21 protein-coding genes are annotated in these 22,678 nt (G+C 33.5%); 3 read left to right on the top strand and 18 right to left on the bottom strand.

The genetic code is table 11. The features are described 5' to 3' along the window. Positions 1-19: 19 nt before the first annotated feature. From QL232_RS01310 to QL232_RS01300, 3 genes are all read left to right on the top strand, one after another. Positions 20-1,396 (top strand): RtcB family protein, encoded by a 1,377-nt coding sequence (locus QL232_RS01310; protein WP_281612727.1) that lies wholly within the window; start codon positions 20-22, stop codon positions 1,394-1,396. 159 nt (positions 1,397-1,555) lie between these two features. Further along, positions 1,556-1,804: a hypothetical protein gene (locus tag QL232_RS01305; RefSeq protein ID WP_281612726.1), complete on the top strand. Its 249-nt coding sequence runs from the start codon at positions 1,556-1,558 to the stop codon at positions 1,802-1,804. Positions 1,805-1,846: 42 nt separating this feature from the next. After that, positions 1,847-4,093 (top strand): hypothetical protein, encoded by a 2,247-nt coding sequence (locus QL232_RS01300; protein WP_281612725.1) that lies wholly within the window; start codon positions 1,847-1,849, stop codon positions 4,091-4,093. 82 nt (positions 4,094-4,175) lie between these two features. On the opposite strand, the gene QL232_RS01295 is transcribed toward QL232_RS01300, so the two are convergent. The 18 genes from QL232_RS01295 to QL232_RS01210 all read right to left on the bottom strand — a co-directional run bounded on the left by QL232_RS01295 (position 4,176) and on the right by QL232_RS01210 (position 22,301). Next, positions 4,176-5,624, bottom strand: a complete 1,449-nt coding sequence (locus QL232_RS01295) for an alpha-L-fucosidase (RefSeq protein WP_281612724.1) — start codon at positions 5,622-5,624, stop codon at positions 4,176-4,178. A 147-nt stretch (positions 5,625-5,771) separates the two neighbouring features. Next, positions 5,772-6,224 (bottom strand): DinB family protein, encoded by a 453-nt coding sequence (locus QL232_RS01290; RefSeq protein ID WP_281612723.1) that lies wholly within the window; start codon positions 6,222-6,224, stop codon positions 5,772-5,774. A gap of 33 nt (positions 6,225-6,257) precedes the next feature. Further along, positions 6,258-8,519 (bottom strand): excinuclease ABC subunit UvrA, encoded by a 2,262-nt coding sequence (locus QL232_RS01285; RefSeq protein WP_281612722.1) that lies wholly within the window; start codon positions 8,517-8,519, stop codon positions 6,258-6,260. Between the two features lie 174 nt (positions 8,520-8,693). Further along, on the bottom strand, positions 8,694-9,548 hold the full coding sequence (hchA, locus tag QL232_RS01280; RefSeq protein WP_281612721.1) for a glyoxalase III HchA: 855 nt from the start codon (positions 9,546-9,548) through the stop codon (positions 8,694-8,696). A gap of 77 nt (positions 9,549-9,625) precedes the next feature. Beyond that, entirely contained in the window at positions 9,626-10,201 is a 576-nt protein-coding gene (locus QL232_RS01275) for a Crp/Fnr family transcriptional regulator (RefSeq protein WP_168882161.1), read from the bottom strand. Between the two features lie 87 nt (positions 10,202-10,288). Next, on the bottom strand, positions 10,289-11,065 hold the full coding sequence (locus tag QL232_RS01270) for a class I SAM-dependent methyltransferase (protein ID WP_281612720.1): 777 nt from the start codon (positions 11,063-11,065) through the stop codon (positions 10,289-10,291). A 187-nt stretch (positions 11,066-11,252) separates the two neighbouring features. Then, on the bottom strand, positions 11,253-12,404 hold the full coding sequence (locus QL232_RS01265; RefSeq protein ID WP_281612719.1) for an MBL fold metallo-hydrolase: 1,152 nt from the start codon (positions 12,402-12,404) through the stop codon (positions 11,253-11,255). Between the two features lie 309 nt (positions 12,405-12,713). Further along, the gene (locus QL232_RS01260) at positions 12,714-13,178 is read right to left on the bottom strand and encodes a hypothetical protein (RefSeq protein WP_281612718.1); all 465 of its coding nucleotides are present in this window, start codon (positions 13,176-13,178) and stop codon (positions 12,714-12,716) included. Between the two features lie 91 nt (positions 13,179-13,269). Further along, a complete protein-coding gene (locus tag QL232_RS01255; protein WP_281612717.1) occupies positions 13,270-13,947 on the bottom strand; it encodes a HupE/UreJ family protein in 678 nt (225 codons plus the stop codon). A gap of 1 nt (position 13,948) precedes the next feature. Beyond that, entirely contained in the window at positions 13,949-14,983 is a 1,035-nt protein-coding gene (locus tag QL232_RS01250; RefSeq protein ID WP_281612716.1) for a DUF4198 domain-containing protein, read from the bottom strand. Between the two features lie 279 nt (positions 14,984-15,262). After that, positions 15,263-16,246: an ankyrin repeat domain-containing protein gene (locus QL232_RS01245; RefSeq protein WP_281612715.1), complete on the bottom strand. Its 984-nt coding sequence runs from the start codon at positions 16,244-16,246 to the stop codon at positions 15,263-15,265. A gap of 116 nt (positions 16,247-16,362) precedes the next feature. Then, on the bottom strand, positions 16,363-17,301 hold the full coding sequence (locus QL232_RS01240) for an NAD(P)H-dependent oxidoreductase (RefSeq protein WP_281612714.1): 939 nt from the start codon (positions 17,299-17,301) through the stop codon (positions 16,363-16,365). 67 nt (positions 17,302-17,368) lie between these two features. Continuing rightward, positions 17,369-17,806: a MarR family transcriptional regulator gene (locus tag QL232_RS01235; RefSeq protein ID WP_168882154.1), complete on the bottom strand. Its 438-nt coding sequence runs from the start codon at positions 17,804-17,806 to the stop codon at positions 17,369-17,371. A 107-nt stretch (positions 17,807-17,913) separates the two neighbouring features. After that, complete coding sequence (locus QL232_RS01230) at positions 17,914-19,179, bottom strand: hypothetical protein (protein ID WP_281612713.1); 1,266 nt, start codon at positions 19,177-19,179, stop codon at positions 17,914-17,916. Between the two features lie 121 nt (positions 19,180-19,300). Then, entirely contained in the window at positions 19,301-19,828 is a 528-nt protein-coding gene (locus QL232_RS01225; RefSeq protein WP_281612712.1) for a hypothetical protein, read from the bottom strand. Positions 19,829-19,963: 135 nt separating this feature from the next. Next, on the bottom strand, positions 19,964-20,782 hold the full coding sequence (locus QL232_RS01220; protein ID WP_281612711.1) for a metallophosphoesterase: 819 nt from the start codon (positions 20,780-20,782) through the stop codon (positions 19,964-19,966). A gap of 137 nt (positions 20,783-20,919) precedes the next feature. Continuing rightward, entirely contained in the window at positions 20,920-21,609 is a 690-nt protein-coding gene (locus QL232_RS01215; protein WP_281612710.1) for a hypothetical protein, read from the bottom strand. A gap of 59 nt (positions 21,610-21,668) precedes the next feature. Next, positions 21,669-22,301: a macro domain-containing protein gene (locus QL232_RS01210; protein ID WP_281612709.1), complete on the bottom strand. Its 633-nt coding sequence runs from the start codon at positions 22,299-22,301 to the stop codon at positions 21,669-21,671. Positions 22,302-22,678: the final 377 nt, after the last annotated feature.

Genomic DNA, 22,678 nt, shown 5'->3' with positions numbered 1-22,678 from the left:
TTATCAAAAACACAATCAAATGGAAAAGAAAATGATTAATGGAAATACACTAATAGATTTAGGATATAGACCAGGGAAATGGTTTAAGAAAGCGATAGAGCATATCAATGCCAACTCACTTACCGATGATGAAATGAAGACTTACTTAGAGCAATTTAAAACGGCTCCGGTAATGGATTTACATGATCAACCTATTGATTTTTCAATCAATATTAAAGCAGAGAATGAGTTAGAAAAATCGAATGTAGCATCAGTATTAAATACAATGCAAAAAGTGATGCAAACACCAACAGTGGTAGACGGAGCTATTATGCCAGATGCTTGTCCAAGTGGACCAGAGGGAACAATCCCAGTTGGTGGGGTAGTGGTGACAGAAAATGCTATTCACCCAGGTATGCACAGTGCAGATATATGTTGCTCGCTAATGCTTTCAGATTACGGAAAAGTTGATCCCAAGCTAGTATTGGATGCAGCTCATGAGGCCACACACTTTGGTCCTGGAGGTAGAAGTAGAGATGATCAATATAGATTTCCTGCAGATTTGTTAGCAGCTTTCAATGGAAATTCATTCTTGAATCAAAGATTTATGATCCAAGATGCAAGAAAACACCTAGGTACTCAAGGAGATGGAAATCATTTTCTTTATGTCGGGATATCGAAAGCTACTGGACATACAGTTGTAGTAACTCATCATGGTTCGAGAGCTCCTGGAGCGAAGTTATTTAAGGCAGGGATGAAGGTAGCGGAAAAATTTAGAAGGAATCTTTCTCCTAAAACCTTAAAGCAAAATGCTTGGATTCCTTTTGATACGGAGGAAGGACAGGAGTATTGGAAGGCTTTACAAGTGATGAGAGATTGGACCAAGCAAAATCATACTTGTATACATGATGATATTGCAGATAAACTTCAATTGGATGTCAAAGATAGGTTCTGGAATGAGCATAACTTTGTATTCAAAGAAGGTAATCACTTTTATCATGCGAAAGGAGCGACACCCTTACATCCTTCTTTTATGCCGGAAGACTCTGATTTAAGGTTGATTCCATTAAACATGGCATCACAAATTTTAGTAGTGAAAGGACAAAAAAGTGCTACCAATTTAGGCTTTGCTCCACATGGTGCAGGAAGAAATATGAGTAGAACTCAGCATAAGAGAAATAATGATCATAAAACTGATGCAGAAATTTTTGCTGATGAAACTGCAGGGTTAGATGTTAGATTCTACTCTAACGAAATAGATATTTCAGAATTACCTTCTGCCTATAAGAATGCTGACACTGTAAGACAACAGATGAAAGAGTTCGGTTTAGGTGAAGTAGTCGACGAGATTTTACCTTATGGTTCTATTATGGCAGGTGATCATAATAAAAATGCCCCTTGGAGAAAGAAAAAATAAGGCTACGCAACTATTGCGTAGTCACCTTCCTCATACTAGGACAGTAGCTCAGTAGGTAGAGCAAGATAATTTGATGATTACCGAACATTGGTCAATACTAACTTACTACAGAACGGTTTAAACTGGTTCGAATCCAGACTATGTTATTAAATTACCATAGTGAGGTCAAATCAAATTTACTCCTATACTTTGGGTATCTGTGTCGTAGGTTCGAATCCTACCTGTCCTACAAAATTAGATACTGATGTATTGTTTACTCATGGGTCAATAGAGGCTTACTTCTATAATCCAGGTTCGAATCCTGGTCTCCGAAAGGAGAACGATTGGTTGGCAAAAGTCTCTAAATTACCCAATATAATCAAGGTCAATTGCTTCTTACTTCAGGGGATCCGTCCCCACCATTATTGATAACTAATTAGAAGCAAGATTACCTGATTTAAACTAATTATTATGAAATCAGATATATTAAAAGTAGCGTTAAGAAAAAACGCATTGGTAGTCCCTACACAATGGAAAACGAGAATTAGTGGATCTCACTTACATCATACCACTACATTATTGGTGGCTAATTGTACTAAATTAGGCTTTACATTTTCTGAGGAATTATTGAAAGAAGTGAATCAATGTTCTCAAGAAACTCTATTCGAGATTTTGGATCTCTTAAAAGAAGTCACAGGGGTAAATAAGAATTGGACTCCCTTGGTTAGACAATGGGATATACCTACTGGGGCGTCAATAAAAGATCATATTATTACACTATTTGCTCAGTTATTTCAACATCAAAATGGGGTGATTTTAGAATGTGGCCATCATATACCAGAGCACACTTTTCCATTGGAACGATACAACGGATGTCCATTTTGTGGTACTCCGTTTCAATTTGATCAATTAGACTTACTGCCATCAGTGAATAAGTTGAAGGTATTGAAACTATGGTCTATGGATCAATTAAAAGAGTATTTAGCAGATCTTCTCTCTTCTCCTGTTGCTTTAGATGCCACTCAAAGAGAGGATTTAAAAATCTTGATCAATGAGTTTGGTGTACTACCTCATACAGATATTAAAATAAAAGAAACGCTAATGTTTGTGATAGATGCATTAGTCGAAGAGGGTAAAATTGAGGAAGGGAATACATTGTTTAAATCACCAAATGATATTCTTAGATATTTATGGTTTAAACATACGGGTTTCCTTCAGCTTGTTGAGCCAAAAGTGATCGTTCGCCGCAATAAGAAAAATTCAAACCATTTACATTCAGCATCAGGCCAAAGTACGCTTGCAGAAGAAAAAGCGAAAAATAAACTTAAGCTGAAATTTACAAGAAAGGAGTGTCGTCAATATGCATTTTGGTTAAATAGCCTTTCGATGGACATTCAGTCTCAATGTGAACTAATGCACCCGAAAAGAAACATTTGGGTGAGAGTGATTAGAGCATTACGATTATCAGAATATAGCAAAAGAAAAGGCTTTAGTCAGTTATCTCTTTTAATGGATACTTTTTATAATGAAAAGTATGAGGTATGGCAGGGTAAAGTGGATCATTTCAAAATGAAATCAGATGCTGAAAGTACTTTTCAGTTATTAAAAAAACGACCAGGAATTTTTGCTCGCTCATTGTTTTCTAATATGCTTTGGTTTGGTGGAGATATCACTATCCAACATTTTGAAGATATAATGGATCAAGTTCCATTACGACTAGTATTTACTTTAGATATGTATGCTGAAAATTATTTTGATAAGAATGTATCAAGGTCAGTGAATCCTTTGGGAGGAGTAAATAAAATGATTCCTCCTAATAAGTTGCTTCAATTGTATACCCATGAAGAACTAAGCAATATGCAGGAGTTGGTAAAAGACCTTAGTTTGAAATGTATGAAAAAGAAGTTTTTAGCCGAGAATAATGAACATTCAACGATATATATTGAAGAGAGTCTATTTAATATTCCTATTGCCATTGGAGACCGTTCTGAAACGATTCAGGATATTTCTAGTGGATTAATGGGAACTCAATATAAGGTGGAGGGAGATACGGTCAGGTTATTTTTACAGTGGGGAGAGGGTTTATCGGCTCAACACTTAGATATGGATTTAAGTTGTCATGTTGCCTATGAAGGTAAATCAGAATTTTGCTCATATTCTCAATTAACAATTCCAGGATGTCAGCACAGTGGAGATATACAGTATATTCCTGAAAAAGTGGGGACCGCCGAATATATAGATGTAGATCTTTCTAGGTTAGAAAAGCTCAATGCAAAGTATGTTACTTTCACCTGCAACTCTTACACAAATGGTAGTTTATCTCCGAATCTAGTTGTTGGCTGGATGAATAGTAAACATCCTATGAAAATCTCTGAAAGTGGAGTGGCTTACGATCCGACAACGGTACAACATCAAGTGAGAGTAAATCAGACTTTAACGAAAGGATTGGTATTTGGAGTTTTAGCAATTGAAACAAGAGAAATCATTTGGTTAGAAATGATTTTTCAAGGACAATTGATTCGTAATTTAAATACAGAAGGTGTAGAAGCCTTGATCAAAAAACTTGATGCTAAATTAAAAATTGGTCAATTATTAAAGCTTAAATCGGAAGTACAAAGTCTGACGGTTGTTGATAATATAGAAGAAGCAGATGAAGTGTATGATATTGACTGGTCGAGAAATACGGCTGAAGTATCAAGAGTATTTTTAGGTGCTTGATGAGCATGTAATATGAAAGCTCCCAACCACTAAACAAACATTAGTTTAATGGTTGGGAGCCTTGTATATTCCTCAAAATACTCTATAATGAGTTACTTAATGTCACCTCTACAGCAAAGCCAATTTGATTATCTTTATTTTTAGGTAGAACAATTGATAACCCATCATCAGTTTGTTTCCATTTTAATTTCTTATCGTAACCTAACAGTTTTACGTCTTTGATATCCTCATTAGCAAAACTTTTAATAAGAGCTGTTTTACCTCTTTCTAAAGCGATAGCATATACTTTATCTCCTTTTGCAGTAAACCAGAAATCAGATGCTGCAAACTTTTCTTTAAAGCCGTAGCCTTTTTCGTTCTTATCTATTTCAGCACTTTCCTGATTAATTTTCCATTTATGCGTTCCATAAATTGCTTTACCATTTACGCTAGTCCACTTGCCTAAAGCTTTTAAGTTTTCAATGTTTTGTGCTGGAATAGATCCGTCACCTTTAGGTCCAATATTTAACATGTAATTGCCTCCTCTCGAAGCAATAGCAGTAAGCCAATAGATTAACTCATAAGGAGATTTCCAATCGTTATCATATTCTTTATATCCCCAAGAATGGTTGAAAGTTCCTACCGTCTCCCAAGGTTTGCCTTCCATTTCTTCTACCGTAGGAATCTTATTATCCCCAGGAATTTTGTAGTCACCCAAACCATGCCCCACTCTATCAGTAACAATCACATTAGGGTTGATATCGTACACCGTTTTATAAAATTGAAAACTTTGGTATTTCGTTAAAAAGTGAGCAAAATCGTACCACATAAATTTAATATTTGGGAACTTTGTGAGTAATTCCCTCACTTGAGGAAACGCCTTGTTATATAAGTAGTCATCAAATGTATTTGGAGATGGATCCCAAAGGTTTGCCCCCATTGTTCTGCGTTTTTTGCCTTTAAAGTCGGCAGGTTCTGGCCAAACTTCTCCTGTATAATCTAAGTAATTTTTAATGTTACAATCATTCGCATCATTCCAATCGATATTATGGGAATAGTATACCCCAAAATCAATATTATGTTTCTGACAGGCATCGTATAATTCTTGGATGATATCTCTTTTAAAAGGAGTAGAACCTATATCAAATGTGCTATGTTCAGAATCAAAAAGTGCAAAACCATCATGATGCTTAGAAGTTATGACCAAGTATTTCATCCCTGCATTTTTCAATAGCAACACATACTCCTCTGCATCAAATTTTACAGGATTGAATTGATCAACTAGTTTTGAATATTCTTCTCTAGAAATTCTAGCTCTTGCTTGAATCCACTCTGCAACACCAGGATCTGGACTTTTTATATCATCAATTTTTTGACCTTTATACATTCCTCCTAAAATGGAGTACAGTCCCCAATGAATAAACATTCCAAATTTATCTTCATTAAAATGTTCCATTGCTTCTTTTTTTGAAGCATTCATTTGTTCCCAAGTTTGTGCTGAGGAGGTAAATACCAGACTTGCTAATATTAAAAATAGAGTGAATTTTTTCATTACAACATTTCTATACTTAAAAAATTGATGTTGTAATTCTAATTATTTATCCTGTTAAAAGATGTCGTATTGCTTTCAAAGTATTGCCCGAATCTTAAAAGACAAAGAGCGATAAATAGTTTATATACAGAAAATGTGGAAGATATATTATTTACTTTGGATGGTTAGTTGTTGGAGATGATGTTCTAAATGAGCAACATAATCTTGCATGAGATACTTTAAATCCGAAATTTCATGATCACCTAATACAATTTTGTATCCTAAAGTTACTTCCGTTTGGAGTTTCATAATTGCTATAATTCTATGGTTTATCGACATCCAGAAATGAAGTAGTTCGGTATGATTGGCATTTTGATAATCATTGACCTTTACCAACTCATCTTGGTTGTACTTTCTGATAACATAAGGTTTTTCCTCAAATTGAATTTCCGTAAAACGTTGAAGATTATTTATTGCCGAGTCAATAAGATGACCTAAGATCTCTTGTTTTGACCATTTTTCTGGCCTTTCTTTTTTGGTGAATTCTTCAATAGAAGAGTTTTCAATATACTCTTTTCCTTCTGATAATAGCTGACTGAATTTTAGTATAGTTTCTTTCATTTTATTAAATCATTTATTGAGAGAGTGACTGTTTTACTTGAAAGCGTTCTTATATTCCTTTAGATATCTGCCTGTGTAACTTGTCTTCGAAAGTACGATCTTATCTGGTGTTCCTTCAAAAACTAATTCCCCTCCGGCAATACCTCCCTCAGGTCCAATATCGATAATCCAATCGGCATTATTAATCACATCCAAATTATGTTCGATAACGATTAATGAATTTCCATTATCTACCAATTGATTCATTAACTCAATAATTTTTTGAATATCTGACATATGAAGGCCCGTTGTTGGCTCATCCATAATATAGATATTTCCTTCTTTATGTAATTCACTAGCTAGCTTCACTCTCTGACATTCCCCTCCAGATAATGTAGAAAGAGGTTGTCCTAGTTTTAAGTAGCCAAGTCCTACATCAATTAACAGCTTTAGTTTTAATTGAATTTCCTTGATAGCAAAGAACTCGTAGGCTTGCTGAATCGTAAGTTCTAATACTTCATGGATATTTTTTCCTTGATACTTATAGGTGAGTACTTCATGATTATATCGTTTTCCATTACATTCTTCACACTTCGATTTAACAGCATCTAAAAATGCCATGTCTATCGTGATATAACCTAATCCATTACATTTTGGACAGGCGCCTTTTGAATTAAAACTAAATAATGCACTACTTACTTTATTCTGTTTAGCAAACACTTTACGAATCAAATCGAATACACCGGTATAGGTGGCCGAATTAGAACGTTCAGATTGTCCAACTGGACTTTGATCAATTACAATTGCTTTAGCGTTTTTCTTCAAGAACTCTTGATGTATCAATGAGCTTTTTCCAGATCCGGCAACGCCAGTAATGCAGACAAATAACTCCTTTGGAATCTTTACGGTAATATTCTTTAGGTTATTGGATGTAGCATTTTCTATTGTGAAGTACTCATTTGAATTTCTTATTGGACCCTTTTTAGGAATCGGAGTATGTAAGAACTTTCCGGTGAGTGTATCTGCTTTTTGTAAGCCCTTAAAATCACCTTGATACATAATTTCACCACCTTTCACACCAGCATGAGGACCGATATCGATAATATGGTCAGCAATCTTAATCACATCAGGATCATGCTCAACAATTAAGACTGTATTTCCTCCTGCTTTGAGTTCTTTGAATAATTCATTGACTAAATGAACATCTCTAGGATGGAGTCCAACACTTGGTTCATCAAGTATATAGATCATCTCAGTAAGGCTATTGCCTAGTTGTTTAGCAAGTTTTACTCGTTGTGCTTCTCCTCCTGATAATGTACTGGTTTCTCTCGATAAGTTGAGGTACCCGACGCCAATATTTATCAGATATTGTAAACGCAATTGTATTTGTTCCAGCACTGTTACTACCCTCTCATTTTTTATTTGTGAGATAAAATCAAATAACTGATTTAGTTGCATCTCACATAATTCAAATATGTTTTTTTGATGGATAGTTACTGATAAAGCTTTTGCATTTAGACGAGCACCGTGGCATTGGTCACATGTTCCTTGATGGATATAATTTTTGATCACATCCTGTTTCTTTTTCGAAAGACTAGCGATATCTTTATTCAGATACAGGCGATTGATTTTACGGTACAAACCTTCATAATTACCTTTCAGAAAACCTTCCTCATCTCCAAAATCATGTCGAATACTTTTTGCATATAAGAAGTCATGTTTCTCTTTTTCAGAGAAATCTTTGAAAGGCTTATCGCAGTCAAATAAATTGGACATCACAATCTGTTTCCAATAGATAGAACCTACTTTGAAATCACTAAATAAAATGCCACCATTATTAATTGTTTTATTCCAATCTATGAGGGCATCAACTTCAATTTTAGTGGCGAATCCGGTTCCACTGCAGTGCTCACACATCCCTTCAGGAGAGTTAAAGGAAAAGTGGTTAGAACCTCCAATAAATTCAGAACCAATACGAGAAAATAATAATCTAAGGTAAGTGTATATTTCCGTTACAGTACCTACAGTAGATCTAGAATTACCTGAAAACCGCTTTTGTTCTATTAATATTGCAGGAGATAAATTTTCTATCAAGTCGTAGTCTGCTTGTTCGTATTTTGGCATTCTGCTTCTCGCAAAAGTGCTAAAAGTATCGTACAGCTGACGTTGTGCTTCAGCATTTATGGTCTCAAAAACCAAAGACGATTTTCCCGATCCAGAAACACCCGTAAATACTACAATCTTATTTCTTGGTATTTCTAAGTCCAAGTTCTTAAGATTGTTTTGCCTTGCACCTTTGATAATAATATTTCTCATGAAATGACAATAGAAGGTTATGAAAACTAGACTTTTTAGTCCTTTCAACTCAATGAATCACCATTAAAAATACTATTAAAAGAGTTAATTGAATAAAAAAACGGCCAGTAAATTCATTCAATGGTGATGAACAAATCCACAGACCGTAATAATATTTTTTTGGATAATACCCTTTTAACTTAATTCTTTCAATAAGGTATTAGCAGCTAATTTACCAAGCTCATTAGAGGCTAAAGGACTAGCTCCAGTAATCAGTTTTCTATCAAGACAAACCGTTTTATCCATTTTTGTATTCATTAGAGATACTCCGAGGCTTTTAAGTTTTTCACTTAACCCATAGGGCATTTTTCCGGGTAAGTATCCAAACATTGGCGTTTGATTATCCACAGAATCTGGAAAAACAGCCATGTTATACCCTTCATAAAGGAACTTTTGATCGTCTAATGTAGTAGCTAAAAAAGCTCCCGGACCATGACATAAACTGATAGTAAACAGTTCATTCTCATCAGCCCATCTTAAGACTTTATCTACATTTTTATCTTCAGGAATTCCAATCATGGCTCCATGCCCTCCCGGAATAAAGACTGCTGCATAATCTTCTGGGCGATGAGAAGATAGGTTTATAAAATCAGAGAGTTTAACAGGATTATCAAATTCAGATTTCAGATCATAGTATAGGGTGTTCACAGCGATATCGTTATCTGGGAAAGCCCACATTTCAAATACGACAGGCTTACCAGTAGTGGTTGCGATTTCAAATTCAAACCCAGCATTTTTCAGATGAAGCATTGGTAATAGTGCTTCAACAGGGTGGTTGCCTGTTGAGAAGTATTTACCGTTCTTCATTTTAAGATTTTTCTCTTCTGTAAAGATGACTAAAATCTTAGTTTTTTCACCTTTGTATTGATTGTAAGAGATATTTTCATAGTCAGTTTTTTTCGATGTTCCTATCATTAACGCCAATTTAGACGGGCTATATGAGCCATCAGACTCTAATTTTGGTGATAATCCAAGAATTTTCTTTAGCATAACTTTTGGTGATTTTATATTCAATTCACAAAGTTACATGATAAAGATCTCTTAGAAATTACCCTATGATAACAAAGCTACTTCTGAGCTTTTAATTTTCGTATTCTACTTAAACTTTCCTTTGTTACACCAAGATAAGAAGCAATATAATAGTTAGGGGTAAACTGTTCTATATTAGGATATTGTCTTATGAATAATTCATATCTTTCGGTAGCTGTTAACCTAAGCTGATTTAGAATTCTTTTATGTAAGTGCATCACATGACGTTCCAAGTTCTTTCTTTGAAATGTCTCAAATTCAGGGAATAAAGGGTAAATCTCTTGCAATTGTTCCATCTGAAATTCGATGACTCTAGAGTCTTGTATACACTCAACAGTAAGTGATGCAACATCTTGGTTGTAGACGGCCATAAAATCACTTATCCACCAATCATTTACTGCAAATTGTAGGGTATGTTCTTTCCCATCTTTATCAACATAAAAAGAACGTAAACACCCCTCAGTAACAAAGAAAGTTGTATGAACAGTATGGCCTTGTTGTATTAATAAGTCACCTTTAGATATATTCTTTATTTCCCCGATCGAATAAATATGTTCCTCTGCTTCGGGTGACAATGGAATGTCGTTTCTGATTTTATCAAATAATTGTTGCAATCTCTAAATAAATTGATGAGTAAAGCGATTCTACAATTATGAATAGCTTTTGGTTGTTTTAATTCTCCAAAACTAATTGATTCTTTCTTATTTATCACATTTGATAAACAATACATTATCGCCATTCCACATATCGCTTTTTGGGAGTAAACCTTCTTCAAAAGTAACATTGCAAAAATTTAGAGAGGCTATCATTTCTAAAACATCTTTTTTGGAGAAGAAGTGAGTCCAAAAACGGTAGATATCTGTAGTATCATTTTCGTCGATAATGGTATGTTGTGAAAGGAGAACTTTCTCCTCTTCAAACAAAAATGATTCTGATAAGGCCAAGTGTGGTGTACCTTTCCAAAAGCCTGCTTCTACTGCATCCCAAGATTTGGGTGATGCCTTTTTCGTAAAGTCTTTATCTTTCAATACATCAAAAATAAATGAACCACCTTTCTTTAGGGCATTTTTTATTTTGATGAGTAAAGGAGCTCTTTCTGAAGGAGTTAAAGCACCGAGATCAGTATAGATAAGTAAAATGAGGTCATATTCTTCAGTTCCTAAATCAGCTTCAAGATAACTTTCATTTCTGTAATGAATAGAAAGGCCGTTTTTGTCTGCTGAGGAAGTGGCATACTCTATTGAGTTTTTAGAGATATCCATACCAGTGACTTGATGTCCTTTTTCTGCAAGAATTTTGGTATACAAACCTGGACCACATCCTAGGTCCAGAATTTTTAAAGGTTTCTCCACTTTTAAGTGTTCAAGAATCCAATTGACGGTTTTTTCGATAGAAGATTGTTTACGGCTAGCAAGGTCAATATCGGGGTTCAGATGAATTTGAAGTAATTGTTTCGAAATATAAGGATCTGTCCACATAAAGGTGGTTCATTTTTCATATAGGGCAGGGCGTTGAGTAGAGTAGATAATTTTCTTGATGTTCATGATACGTAAATAATTGATGGATTCTTGTTCTTAGGTATTAAAAATACTATTTATTTCTGAATGCATTTTTACGTAAAATAGAAAAGACTACACCTTTCTAAAGATGTAGTCTTTTCAATGTCTATCTCATCATTGCGTAGCGTTTACTTTCCCACCAATGTGTATAATCTGTTTTCAGCTCTCCATCAATCAATATAGATTGACCAATTTTTGGCGTTGCAATTGGCATATTTTCTTTTTTTGCAGCTTTAACGATCCTTTCTACAGGATCAGTCCACGAATGAGTAGCCAACGCAAATGATCCCCAATGTATAGGGACAATTAATTTCGCTTGGATGTCTTGGGCAGCAGTAACGGATTCTTCGGGCATCATATGAACATCTCTCCAAAGCTCATTGTATTGTCCACATTCCATTAAACCTACATCAAATGGGCCATATTTTTCTCCTATTTCTTTAAAGTGTTTTCCATAACCACCATCGCCACTAAAGTAAATATTAGTGTTTTGACTTTGTATCACCCATGATCCCCAAAGTGTAGCAGATTGATCGCTTAACCCTCTTCCCGACATATGTCTTGATGGGGTGAGTACTATTTTTAAATCTTTGTACTTGGCTTCTTGCCACCAATCCATCTCTGAGATTTTATCATCACTGATTTCCCATCTTCTTAAATGATTTCCAACACCCAGCGGAACATAGAAATGGTTCACTTTTTCTTTTAATTCATCAATCGATTCATAATCCAAATGATCGTAGTGATCATGAGAGATAATTACAAAATCAATATTAGATAAATCAGCAATAGTTATGGGCATTTCCTTATTGAATCGAGCTCTTCCTAACCAAGGGTGTGGAGCAGCGTATTGACCAAAAACAGGATCAATTAAGCCCTTTTTACCATCAATTTCTATTAAGAATGACGAGTGACCTAACCAAGTGATTCTAGGTAATGAGTCCGGTAAAGTACCTATCGATTGAGGATCCATTTTAAGCACATCAATATTTTGATGTGGAGCTACATTAGGATCTGGGTTCATCGTTTCTTTTAGCATCGCTGTGATACTATGGCAGTTGTACTCCATAATAATCTCTTCATCATTGATGAATATCCCATCTTGATAATGACCGGTTTCTGCATAACTTAACTGTTGATCCTGACTGGCAGATCCTCCAAATTGCGGACTAATATTAATAAATGCAGTTCCAATAATTACCACAGATAATATCAAAATACCTACAGTGATAAATAACCATTTAATGATACGTTTCATTTATTTTGATTTATATGTTTCAATGAAATGTTATTACAATTGAATTTTCTTATGGATTTGTTAGGTATAGAACCCTATATCAACCGATTATAGAATAATATAACTTACATTAATTCTAGTAGAACTTGATATCCAAACTATTGCATTTTTCATCTTGTAATTATTTTAAGTTCTTCTTTAAAAATGATCTAGGACAAAGGTAAAGACAGAAAGGGCTTTAGAACTTAAACATTTTTGTAGAAGAGTTATACTTTTTGGTCTTGGGTACGGATAATTTCTGATAGTTAAACTTGAATAGTCATGAAATGTTTAACCTTCATATTGGGTAACACTTACTACAATACCATTTTCTAAGGTGATTTCAAGATAATCGGGATCAATATTAAATAACCCAGGGACGAAACCTAACATATATGTGATTGTAGTCTTATTATAGTAGATATAATCGGGACCTAGCAATGTAATTACTTCCTGATCGGATTTACCCAAAAGCATCTTACTTTCGATAATATCTTCCGACATTCTGTAGCGTTCCAATTCTGTACTTTCCCAAACTTTTGCATTAAACTCTGTTTTACTGTAATAGGAATTAGACCATAGCCAAGACAGAATAACAAGGATATAAATCACAGGACTAACAAAAGAGGTAAAACCTAGCGCGATCCAAAGCCTGTTTTTCTGAGTGCTAATATTTCTTTTTTTGAAAAATCTAAGACAAAGAAAAAATAAAGGGATAGCGATAGCAATAATGATGATAGGAACTTCAGGATTCATATTTTTTTAGCTAAATAAAAAAGTAGAATACCAATATAATTTATAAATCATCGATATTCTACTTTTTGTTTTTTATAGATTTTTGGATCAATTAATGACCCGAGTAAAACCTTGACATTTGATATAAGAATAGGCCAAAACCTGCAATAATTAAATACCAATTGACTGCCTTGTAGAAAGCAGGAAAATCTTTGTTTTTTCTTGATAAGGTAATGATGAATACAATAGGAATTAAAGCTAATACTTGTCCTAATTCTACACCCAGATTAAAACATAAAATCTTAGGTAGGAACTCACCCTGTCCCATATCAAAAGATTGCAATTTGGTCGATAATCCAAAGCCATGAATCAGTCCGAAAATAACAACCATAAGTAATAAGTTCGGAGACTTGACATTGAATTTTTCGAAGCCACCAAGGTTTTCAAAACCTTTATAAAGTATACTCAAAGCAATGATTGCATCAACTAAATGTTCATCAGCAGTAATTCCTAAATACGTAGCACCAATTAATGTGATACAATGTCCTACAGTAAAAGCGGTGATAAACTTTAAGATATCTTTGAAGCCATTTAAGTAGTATACCACTCCTGCTAGAAAAAGTAGGTGATCATACCCTGTCAGCATGTGAGTTGCACCTACTTGAATATATGCCCATAAACCACCGTTACGTAATGTTTCCTGATCGGCACTAGTAACATCATGTGCAAATCCAATCAATGGAAGAAATAATAGAAACAGGAAGAAAACCTTTTTAAAGTTCAATTTCATCTTAGTTGTTTTTTCTAAAATACATAAATAATGTAGCGATTATAAATAAGCTGACGATCACAAACAGTGAAGTTGGAATCCCTTCTTCATGGTCATGATTGTGGTCGTGATCATGCGTATGTGTATGTTCGCCATGTTCATGTGTCACTTCAAAAGTTAGTGTACTCCATTTAGATTGATGTGTATAATCTTTATTGCCTTCTACCTTTTTCATATGGATAGTTCGAAGAAAATAAATACCATCTTCGGGTAAGCCCACTGTAATGACCCCTTGGTCATTAGTTCGTAGCTGTTTACCGTTAGTGTGCGTATGTTCATGATCCGAACCATGATCATGGCTGTGAGTGTGACCGTCATGCGTATGATGTCCTGAAACATGATCTGCATATACTATTTGGTTGGCAAGAGGTTGGCCGTCCAATAGTAATTGTACATCAAGAGATTCTCCACTATGTTTAGCATAAGGGTTATCCATTGGTACAAACTCAATAGGGTATCCTAAGATGGTCTTCCAGTCCTCAGATTTTTGATCACCAACTTGGTAGATGGCTTTTACATGCTTTTGGTAGCTTTCTGCCACATCCTCATCTAATGTGTTACTATATTTTCTCTCATTCAGCATATCCAAAACACCATCATGTTTTAAATAGCTATTGAATTCTTCAGCCGTCTGTTGAAAAACTCTTTCTTTTGTAGAAACACCAGCGACATAGGTACCTTCTTCTGTAGGTTTAAAAATAGCTTTTGTTACCGTACTGTCCTGATCTACCCACTGGCTGGCTGAAATAGCGACTCTTTTTCCATGAGCTACGATTGAAGCATCTAAAAGTCGATCTCTTGAAATTGTATTTTCACTATTTTCAAAAGTACCATTGTATAAACTAAAAGATGCTTCCTGATTGGGTTTCAAGAAGTAGGTCTCCATTTTGATATACAAATCATGGCTACTCAATACAATAAGAGCGAATAGCAAATAGAATGGTCTAGTCAGTTTATTGTCGAATGTCTTTGAAATGACTCCCGTTTTTAATTTCATATTTCGTTGATGAAGTTTATTTATTTCGATTAGTGAATTGATATAATTAGTTGTTTGCGGCAAAAGTAATAACTTTTCTCATAGAAATTTCAATAACAAAGCACATACTTATTTTTGATGGGTAGCATTTCATTCCATGTATCTATATGTAATTCAAATAGGAGAAGACTTGATGTTAGAGAGGATCTTTGAATATAGTTGAATCTTTCGTTTTAAGAGGACTGAAATAAAAAAAGAGCAGGATATTTAATTCAAATTACCCTGCTCTTTTGTGATTGCCTATTGGAACAAATCCACTATATCTTGATAGCCTTTTTTCTTAGCTAAATCCAGAGGAGTAAGTCCATCCCAAGCTACTATAGAAGTGTCCACACCTGCATCTAATAAAATTTTTGCTGTGGCAGTATTTCCATGCCATATCGCATCATGTAATGGAGTATATCCGTTAGTAGGGCCTTGAGCATTTTTAATTTTATCAAAATCCTTATGTTTTACAATCATATGCATGATCTCTGAATTTCCCATATAGGCAGCCTTATGTGTAACAACAGCTTTCATATATTCTCCTTCAAGCGTTAAATCGGCACCATTTTCAATCATCTTCCTAAATAATTCAATATTATTATTTCTCGAAGCCACCAATGCTGCGGTATGATATCCATTGCCCATTTCATTATTTGGAATGACTAGGTTAACGTCTTTTGGTAAATTTTTAGGAGTTACTTTATCTTCAAAATGTTGCTCCATATATCGATCATATTTTTTATAATACTTAGCAAAGATTTCTGAAATTTCTTGGTCTATTGGATGTAGTTCTTTTGAACCTTTATCAGGAACAGGGAATTGTGCAGCCGTTCTACCATATTGATCTTTTAAGTTCGCATTAATATGATCTAGTGATAATAGATATTGAATCATTTTTGGATTTTGATACCAAGTAGCAACCATTAGGGGTGTAAAAGTATTACTAGCTGCTTGAAGATTAATAATGGCTTCAGCGCCATGTTCCACTAAAATTTTCATGACTTCAACATGACCACCTTGTGCAGCAAAATGAACAACATTAGTACCTGTTATTGGATCAATGACAAAGATATTTTCCCCATTATTAATGAGTTCTTCCACCAATTCTACATTTCCTTCTCCTGCCGCTTTCATAAGAGGAGTGAGGTGTTCATCTTGTCTATTTTGTGCAGAAGTATTATTTATGGATACTATAAAACCGAGTAGAATAAGTAAGTTGATCATCTGTTGACTTTTCATATTTAAACTTTTAATAATTGAGAGTAATGGATGAATGAAATGATATTAAGACAATCCAAAACTTTAATTGGGAATTGAAATATCATGTAACGATTATTTGATAGATAAATTAGGAACTAGACTGCTTTCACTTTATAGGTATGAATTTTCACATTCCCCTCTTTTGTGATTTCCACTTTCCATTTTTCTTTGACATTTAATTGTAATGCTTCTCCTGAATATTTTTCAGCTTTAAGTTTTACGGCTAAATCTACATTAAAATACTCATTATTAGGAGTAATACTGATGGATTCAATAATATGTTGATTGTCTGGTTTGATTTCTTTTTTGATGGCAGAATACCATTCCGAAAACCCTTGATGACCAATAAATTCTCCTTCTGGGAAAACTAATTGAGCATCTTTTTCCAATGAATGAGTGAAATATCCATCTTCTGCTAACTGATCAAAATGAGCAAACCAATTTTTTACAAAAGCGGTTATTTTTACCTCTGGTGTTTCATTTTTAAATCCATCAATTACTGAAATAATACGCTCTAATTGTTGATCAGCTCTAGCTTCTACAGCCTCTTGCGTATTATAAACATTAGGAACGTATACCATACCATGTTCATAGATAGGCTTTAAAAAGTTCATCTGAGCCATATAGGCTGTTTGTTCCATTGGTTTAGTTAATTCCTCAATCCTAAAATGGTTATAGCCAGTTGGAGTATAAGCCTCTGTAGGTCCACCCACTGTAAAACTTAATTGGAAGTTTTTCCCTTTTAGTTTATTCCCTTCTGGGCCATAGGCAAAATTGAAATCAAAGACTTCATCAAACCAGGCTTTTAGAATGGCAGGCATATTATACCACCAGAAAGGATATTGAAAAATGATAGTATCTGCATTTATTAATGCTTGTTGTTCTGCCTCCACATCGATTTTATAATCTGGATATAGCGAAAAAATATCTCTCACTTCCACATCATCTATTTTATTCTTTATTTCATCTGCAATTCGCTTATTGGCGACAGATTTTTCAAGACGAGGGTGTGCTAAAATCATTAATGTTTTCATATTTATTTAATTAGTTGTACATACAAGTATTGGATTTCAAAAAAAGAATACCTAGATAGGAGGTATTCTAATCTTTCTTTTTTATAATTTCATTGGCTTTGTGGATATCTGCAGTCAATTTCACAGCAAACTCTTCCCCTAAAACCTCACAATATTTTTGATAGAGATTGTTTAAAGCCTCATTGATCATTGGCTGTAATTTTCTACCCTCTTCAGTCGGGTGAATATAAGTCACTCTACCTTCTTGAATACGCTCAACATATTTATTGGTAATTAATTTATCAATAAATCGAGTCATGGTAGAAGCTTTTACGTTGATTTTATCACTTAATTCTCCTTGACTAAGGCCGGGTTCTTCAAATAAAATAAGCATAAGATAGGCATGAGAAGGCGATAACCCTGTAATACGGAATGCATCTTCTGCCATCGAATTAATAAATCTCGATAAGGAATTAGCTGTAAAGTATAAACAACATTCCTGATATGACTTTCCTGAATTGCTCATATTTTTAAATTTTGATACACCAAAGGTATTAATATTAGTTGTACATACAAATGAATGATGTAGTTTTTCAATCAATAAATTTAAATAGAAATATAGTAGGTTGATTATCAGTAGGTCGATGCTATTTTCTTTATTTGTTTTAATCTCTGAGGATATATCACAAACTGAATAAAATTAAACTCAAGATGCTGTAAGCTTAACTTTTTACCTTGGTGTTCCAGTTCTAAAAAGGGGTAATATCTTAAGTTAGTTCTTAATACCCATCCATCACCTTTTACACTTGGCCTAATATCCCAACCAAAGACAAGGTTTGGAGAAAATTCATTGGTGTTAAATGAAGAGGTTTCATGGCCGTTATCTTTTTCAGAAAAACTTAGCTTTTCATAGCTCAACCCCAAACCTATATAAGGCACAAATCCATGATAATCCGCAATAAATTTATAAGTCTCCATATTGATACTATGTCGCTTAATCTTTTGTTCTATTCCATAAGCACTTCTTGTTTGAGAAATAGGTCTAAAAGATAATGCACTAATGAAGTCTAATTTTGTAAAATGGTATCCTACGGCAATATCTGGATATATAACAGGGAAGGTTTTATCATCCAAGAAAGGGTATTTATCTGTGACATAGTTTGATGATTTTATAGGAAAAGAAGCTGATGGCCCAATACCAAAGAATAAGCCCCATTTATTGGAAGCTGAAAATTGATCATTGGCTTGTTTACTCAGTTGGTTATTGGCCCCTTTGGTAGTTTCCATCATATAGTTGACACCAATCTGAAATAGATGTTCTGGGAATTGATCTTGACTGATCACTTCTCTGGATAGATAGATATCAAAATCTGGATTGATAACTCTACCATATTCTAGAGTGAAATAGAATTTACTTAGCTGTATACCCAGTCCGATATCAACGATCGACTTTACTTGTGTAAACTTAAATTGATCGTTATTTAAATCTTTTTGAGTGTATCTAAATGGTGAAAACTTATAACCGATATACGGTCTTATTGATTGCTCTTTTGAGGCTATGGGGTAAACTCTTAATCCCGTAAATGTTCCTAAACGATAGCTATTTTCGATTTTATCTTCACCAAATTTTATATCGGTAGTATTAATGGAAATAAAGAAGTCGGAATGTCCCCAAAAATGAGTGGCTCCTATATTTATGGAAGGGGTAATAAAACCATGCTTCTGAAATGACACCACTTCATTGTTAGCATTCAGAAAAGATCCATTGGCTAAATTTGTAGCAATATAATTATCGATACCAAAGTAAGTTTTTGCAAAAGAATGTCGCTTCTCCCAATCTTGAGCATTGACCTGAGGTAAGCACAAAATAAGAAGTATTAGGTATAAGTAACTCTTCATTTATTGGTTTCAATGATAGTTCTGAGAGATATTGTTTTTAAGTTGTATTAGAGGTAATAGCGTTCTCTATTCTTCTAAAATAATAAATTATTGGGAGTAATTAAGAGCGAAATAAATGTATTTATTTTGTGTTTTGAGAATCTTGTAATTGATCAAATGCTATAGATGAAATAAAATTATTAATATCCTCTTTGTACTCATTGTAATCAACTGTAAAAGTGAAAATTACATTGTTGACAGCAGTAAAGTAGGTAATCCCTTTTTGTCCAAAAGGCGGGCATCCTTCAAACTCGAATTTTAATGCAAAATTCCCATCTAGGCTTGTTTCTGTTCGTGTTTTTTGATCACACTCTGCCCATGTTACCATAACGTCGGCATATTTTATCAAACCTTCCTTAGAAATTTCTTGAGGGAATTTATTACCAACAATTCCATAGGAACAATCCGTTAAATTATTTCTATAATTTACACTTTTCATAGGCCACCCTTGTTTAAGGGTATCATAACTTTCTTTCATCTTGATAGTTCCAGGAATATTTGCTGAAACTTTATAGTCCGGATCATAATATTTTGTTTCTCCATCGCCATCAACACATGATATTAAACTTAAAACAAATAGGAGAAGCCCAGTGTAAATTATTTTATTCATCTAAAAAATTACTATTTGATACGTTTTTCATTAACCTAATTACTAAGCTATATAAAAAATATGAAGGTATGAATTTCAGTAGTTGATTTTTATGTAGTGAATGTTATAAGTTGAAATAATAATAAAACTTCCAATTTATTGAATCTCTCTTATTTCTTTTAAAGGAACGAAATGATGCTCCACAGCATTTTGATCAACCGTCCAAACGCGATAACCGAAAGGTCTTTTATCAAAGTTTTTACTTGTTGTCTCTCCACTGACTAACTCAATATCCTCATAGTTATTGATAGTTAATTTATGCGTATGCCCAGATAGGTATGCAACTGCATTATTGTCTTTCAATAACTGTAAGATTTGTTTTCTATGAGGTTCTGGTAAATTAAAGTTATGCTCTTTTTCATCAGGAGATTCTGTATACAATGGATAATGTCCTATTACAAAAGTAGAGTGTCGTTTACTTTTCTTTTTTTTGATAGTCTTTTCAAACCATTCATTATGTGGGTTAGACTCATTTTCTACATCACACTTCCAATACTGAGTATTCGTTATTATAAATAAGTGATCCTTATTTTTAAAATGGTAGTAATCTTTACCAATTTTATTTCGGTAATAAGCAATAGTTTGTGCTGTAGGTACTTTTCTAATATCATGGTTTCCTGGCGCAAGATGACAAGGAACTGTAAAACCACTCATAATTTCTTGAAAATCGTTATAAGAACTATCATTGGGACTATGTACTAAGTCACCGCAAATGACGACAAAGTCGGGATTTAGTTCATTAATTTGTTTAACTGCTTGTGCAAAAGTTTCTTTATCATGTTCATAGCCTCCCATTCCTAATTGTGGATCACATAACTGTACAAAAGAGAAAGCTTGTTCTACTTTTTTTCCACAAGAAAAAGTTAATGTAGATAGTGTTATTAATAGGATAAGCTTTTTTAGTCGTAAAATCATTTTAGTAAAAGTGATGTATTAAATAGTCTTATACTTAAAAAGTGATAATTTAATTTTGGTCACAAATGATTTATTAATTAAAAACTAATTAGGTGATTAGTAAAGCTGTAAAAAAAGTGATAGTTATAATTCAATATTTATTTATTATTTAAACCTATCATTTCTTCTGACTTCAAAAGCTTCTTATAATCGACCTCAATATCATTGATTGAGATATCTAAACCATTTTTTAACAACAAAGTGACAATAGAATTTTCCTGATTGATAGAACTAACTTGGTTTAAAGGAATTGATATGTCATCACTAAATAAATCTTTTACTATGACATAATCCTTCTCAAAATAGACTCCTTTCCGAATTATCTGAAATGTAAAACTTATAGATAGTATCAAGAATAAATAAGCAAATATTTTACTTATTGAGAAGGAAGGTTTTTTATAATAATCACCTATCCATCTTTTGCGAAAATTATTTATAAATATCGAAATTGGAACTGCTATCATGAACCCAAATATTATAGAGTAACTTGTAATATTTGGGACTAAAATCACTTGAAATAATTCATTTTGAGTTTGATAATATAAACTTCTTAATAGTGATGCTGAACAGCTAAATACACCAATTCCTATAGCGAAACTCAAAAAATAAAAAATCATCCATCTTCTAACTTTCTGTTCTTTTTCTTCTTTTTGAGCTAAAGTAAGGGAGTATGTTTTTTGATATACATCTCTGTCCTTTCTTATGACTATAAAGTAATAGAATATTGAAATGATCAGTTGAACTGCAATAGGTATAAATACAGTTTCAATTAATATATCTGTAAACATTTCCGTTAGTTTAATTAGTATTGCAAAATTTTTAAGTAATGAAAGTAGACATGATTATTTTAAGGAATGTCATATTTCAAATCATTTTCATCATGTGTAAAGAAATAAGCATAGTTTGATCTCAATTCTTCCCAACCTTCTTCAGTCTTATACTTTTGATTGAACACATCTTCCCAAGCTATTCTCATTTGTCTGGCACATAATATCGGAGGAACTTGGCCAACACCAGTACCTAAGCCTGGAATAGCGATCGTTTTAATTTTTTCTTTTATCGGTGTGCCATCTTCCAACTTTCCATAAAGTAGTAAAGTCAATATCGCTTTGGTGGCCAAATATACATTTGGAGAACGTAAGATTGTCATTGGTGTTCTCATTGTTGGAGCTGAAATTAAATATGGGAATTGATCATTATTAGTTTCAACAATAGTAGCTTGTCCAACAAGTAATTCACCAAAATATTCCTCTCTCAATTTTTTTTGAAGTGTCTTTTCAATGTGCCACCCTAGATGTTTTGAGATGGCAAAATCAATTCCTCCGTTCATATAGCCAAAGCTATTCGCAGGACTTATTATAACATCACAAGATAGGTCAAATATAGATTCATTTTTTACTTCCACATTCTCAACCCCTTCAAATACTTTACTCCATGCTTCAGTTAATTTAGAATTTATGTCTACTAAGTAAAATTTCATATAGTTTTCTTAATTGTAATTGTCTATAAATAGATTCACGATCTATTTTATATAAAGCACTTTAAACTCTTTTAGGTAGGCTTTGGTCATTTATTGAAAATTAGAGTTTCCAAGGGAGTTTAGGTAGTGATTCAATTCAACTTTATCCTTTCTAATTATTTAGTATTTAAACTGTAGAAAGGGTATCATTTGAAGAGTCATCAAATTTCAATAGTTCGCAAAGTCTATATATTCGAGTTGCTTTGAGGTAAAGATAATATTTGAGGTCTAAGAAAGGAGAATCGCGAGCAATTTCTACATAAATTTTTACAATGATGCAGAAACATACTCGCAATTTTTTGATGGATAAATTTAGGTGTCAAATGTTTAACAGGGGA

The organism is Flammeovirga sp. SubArs3 (assembly GCF_947387565.1).
In the GTDB taxonomy this organism is placed as follows: domain Bacteria; phylum Bacteroidota; class Bacteroidia; order Cytophagales; family Flammeovirgaceae; genus Flammeovirga; species Flammeovirga agarivorans.
This window is presented reverse-complemented; position numbering and strand designations above follow the sequence as displayed.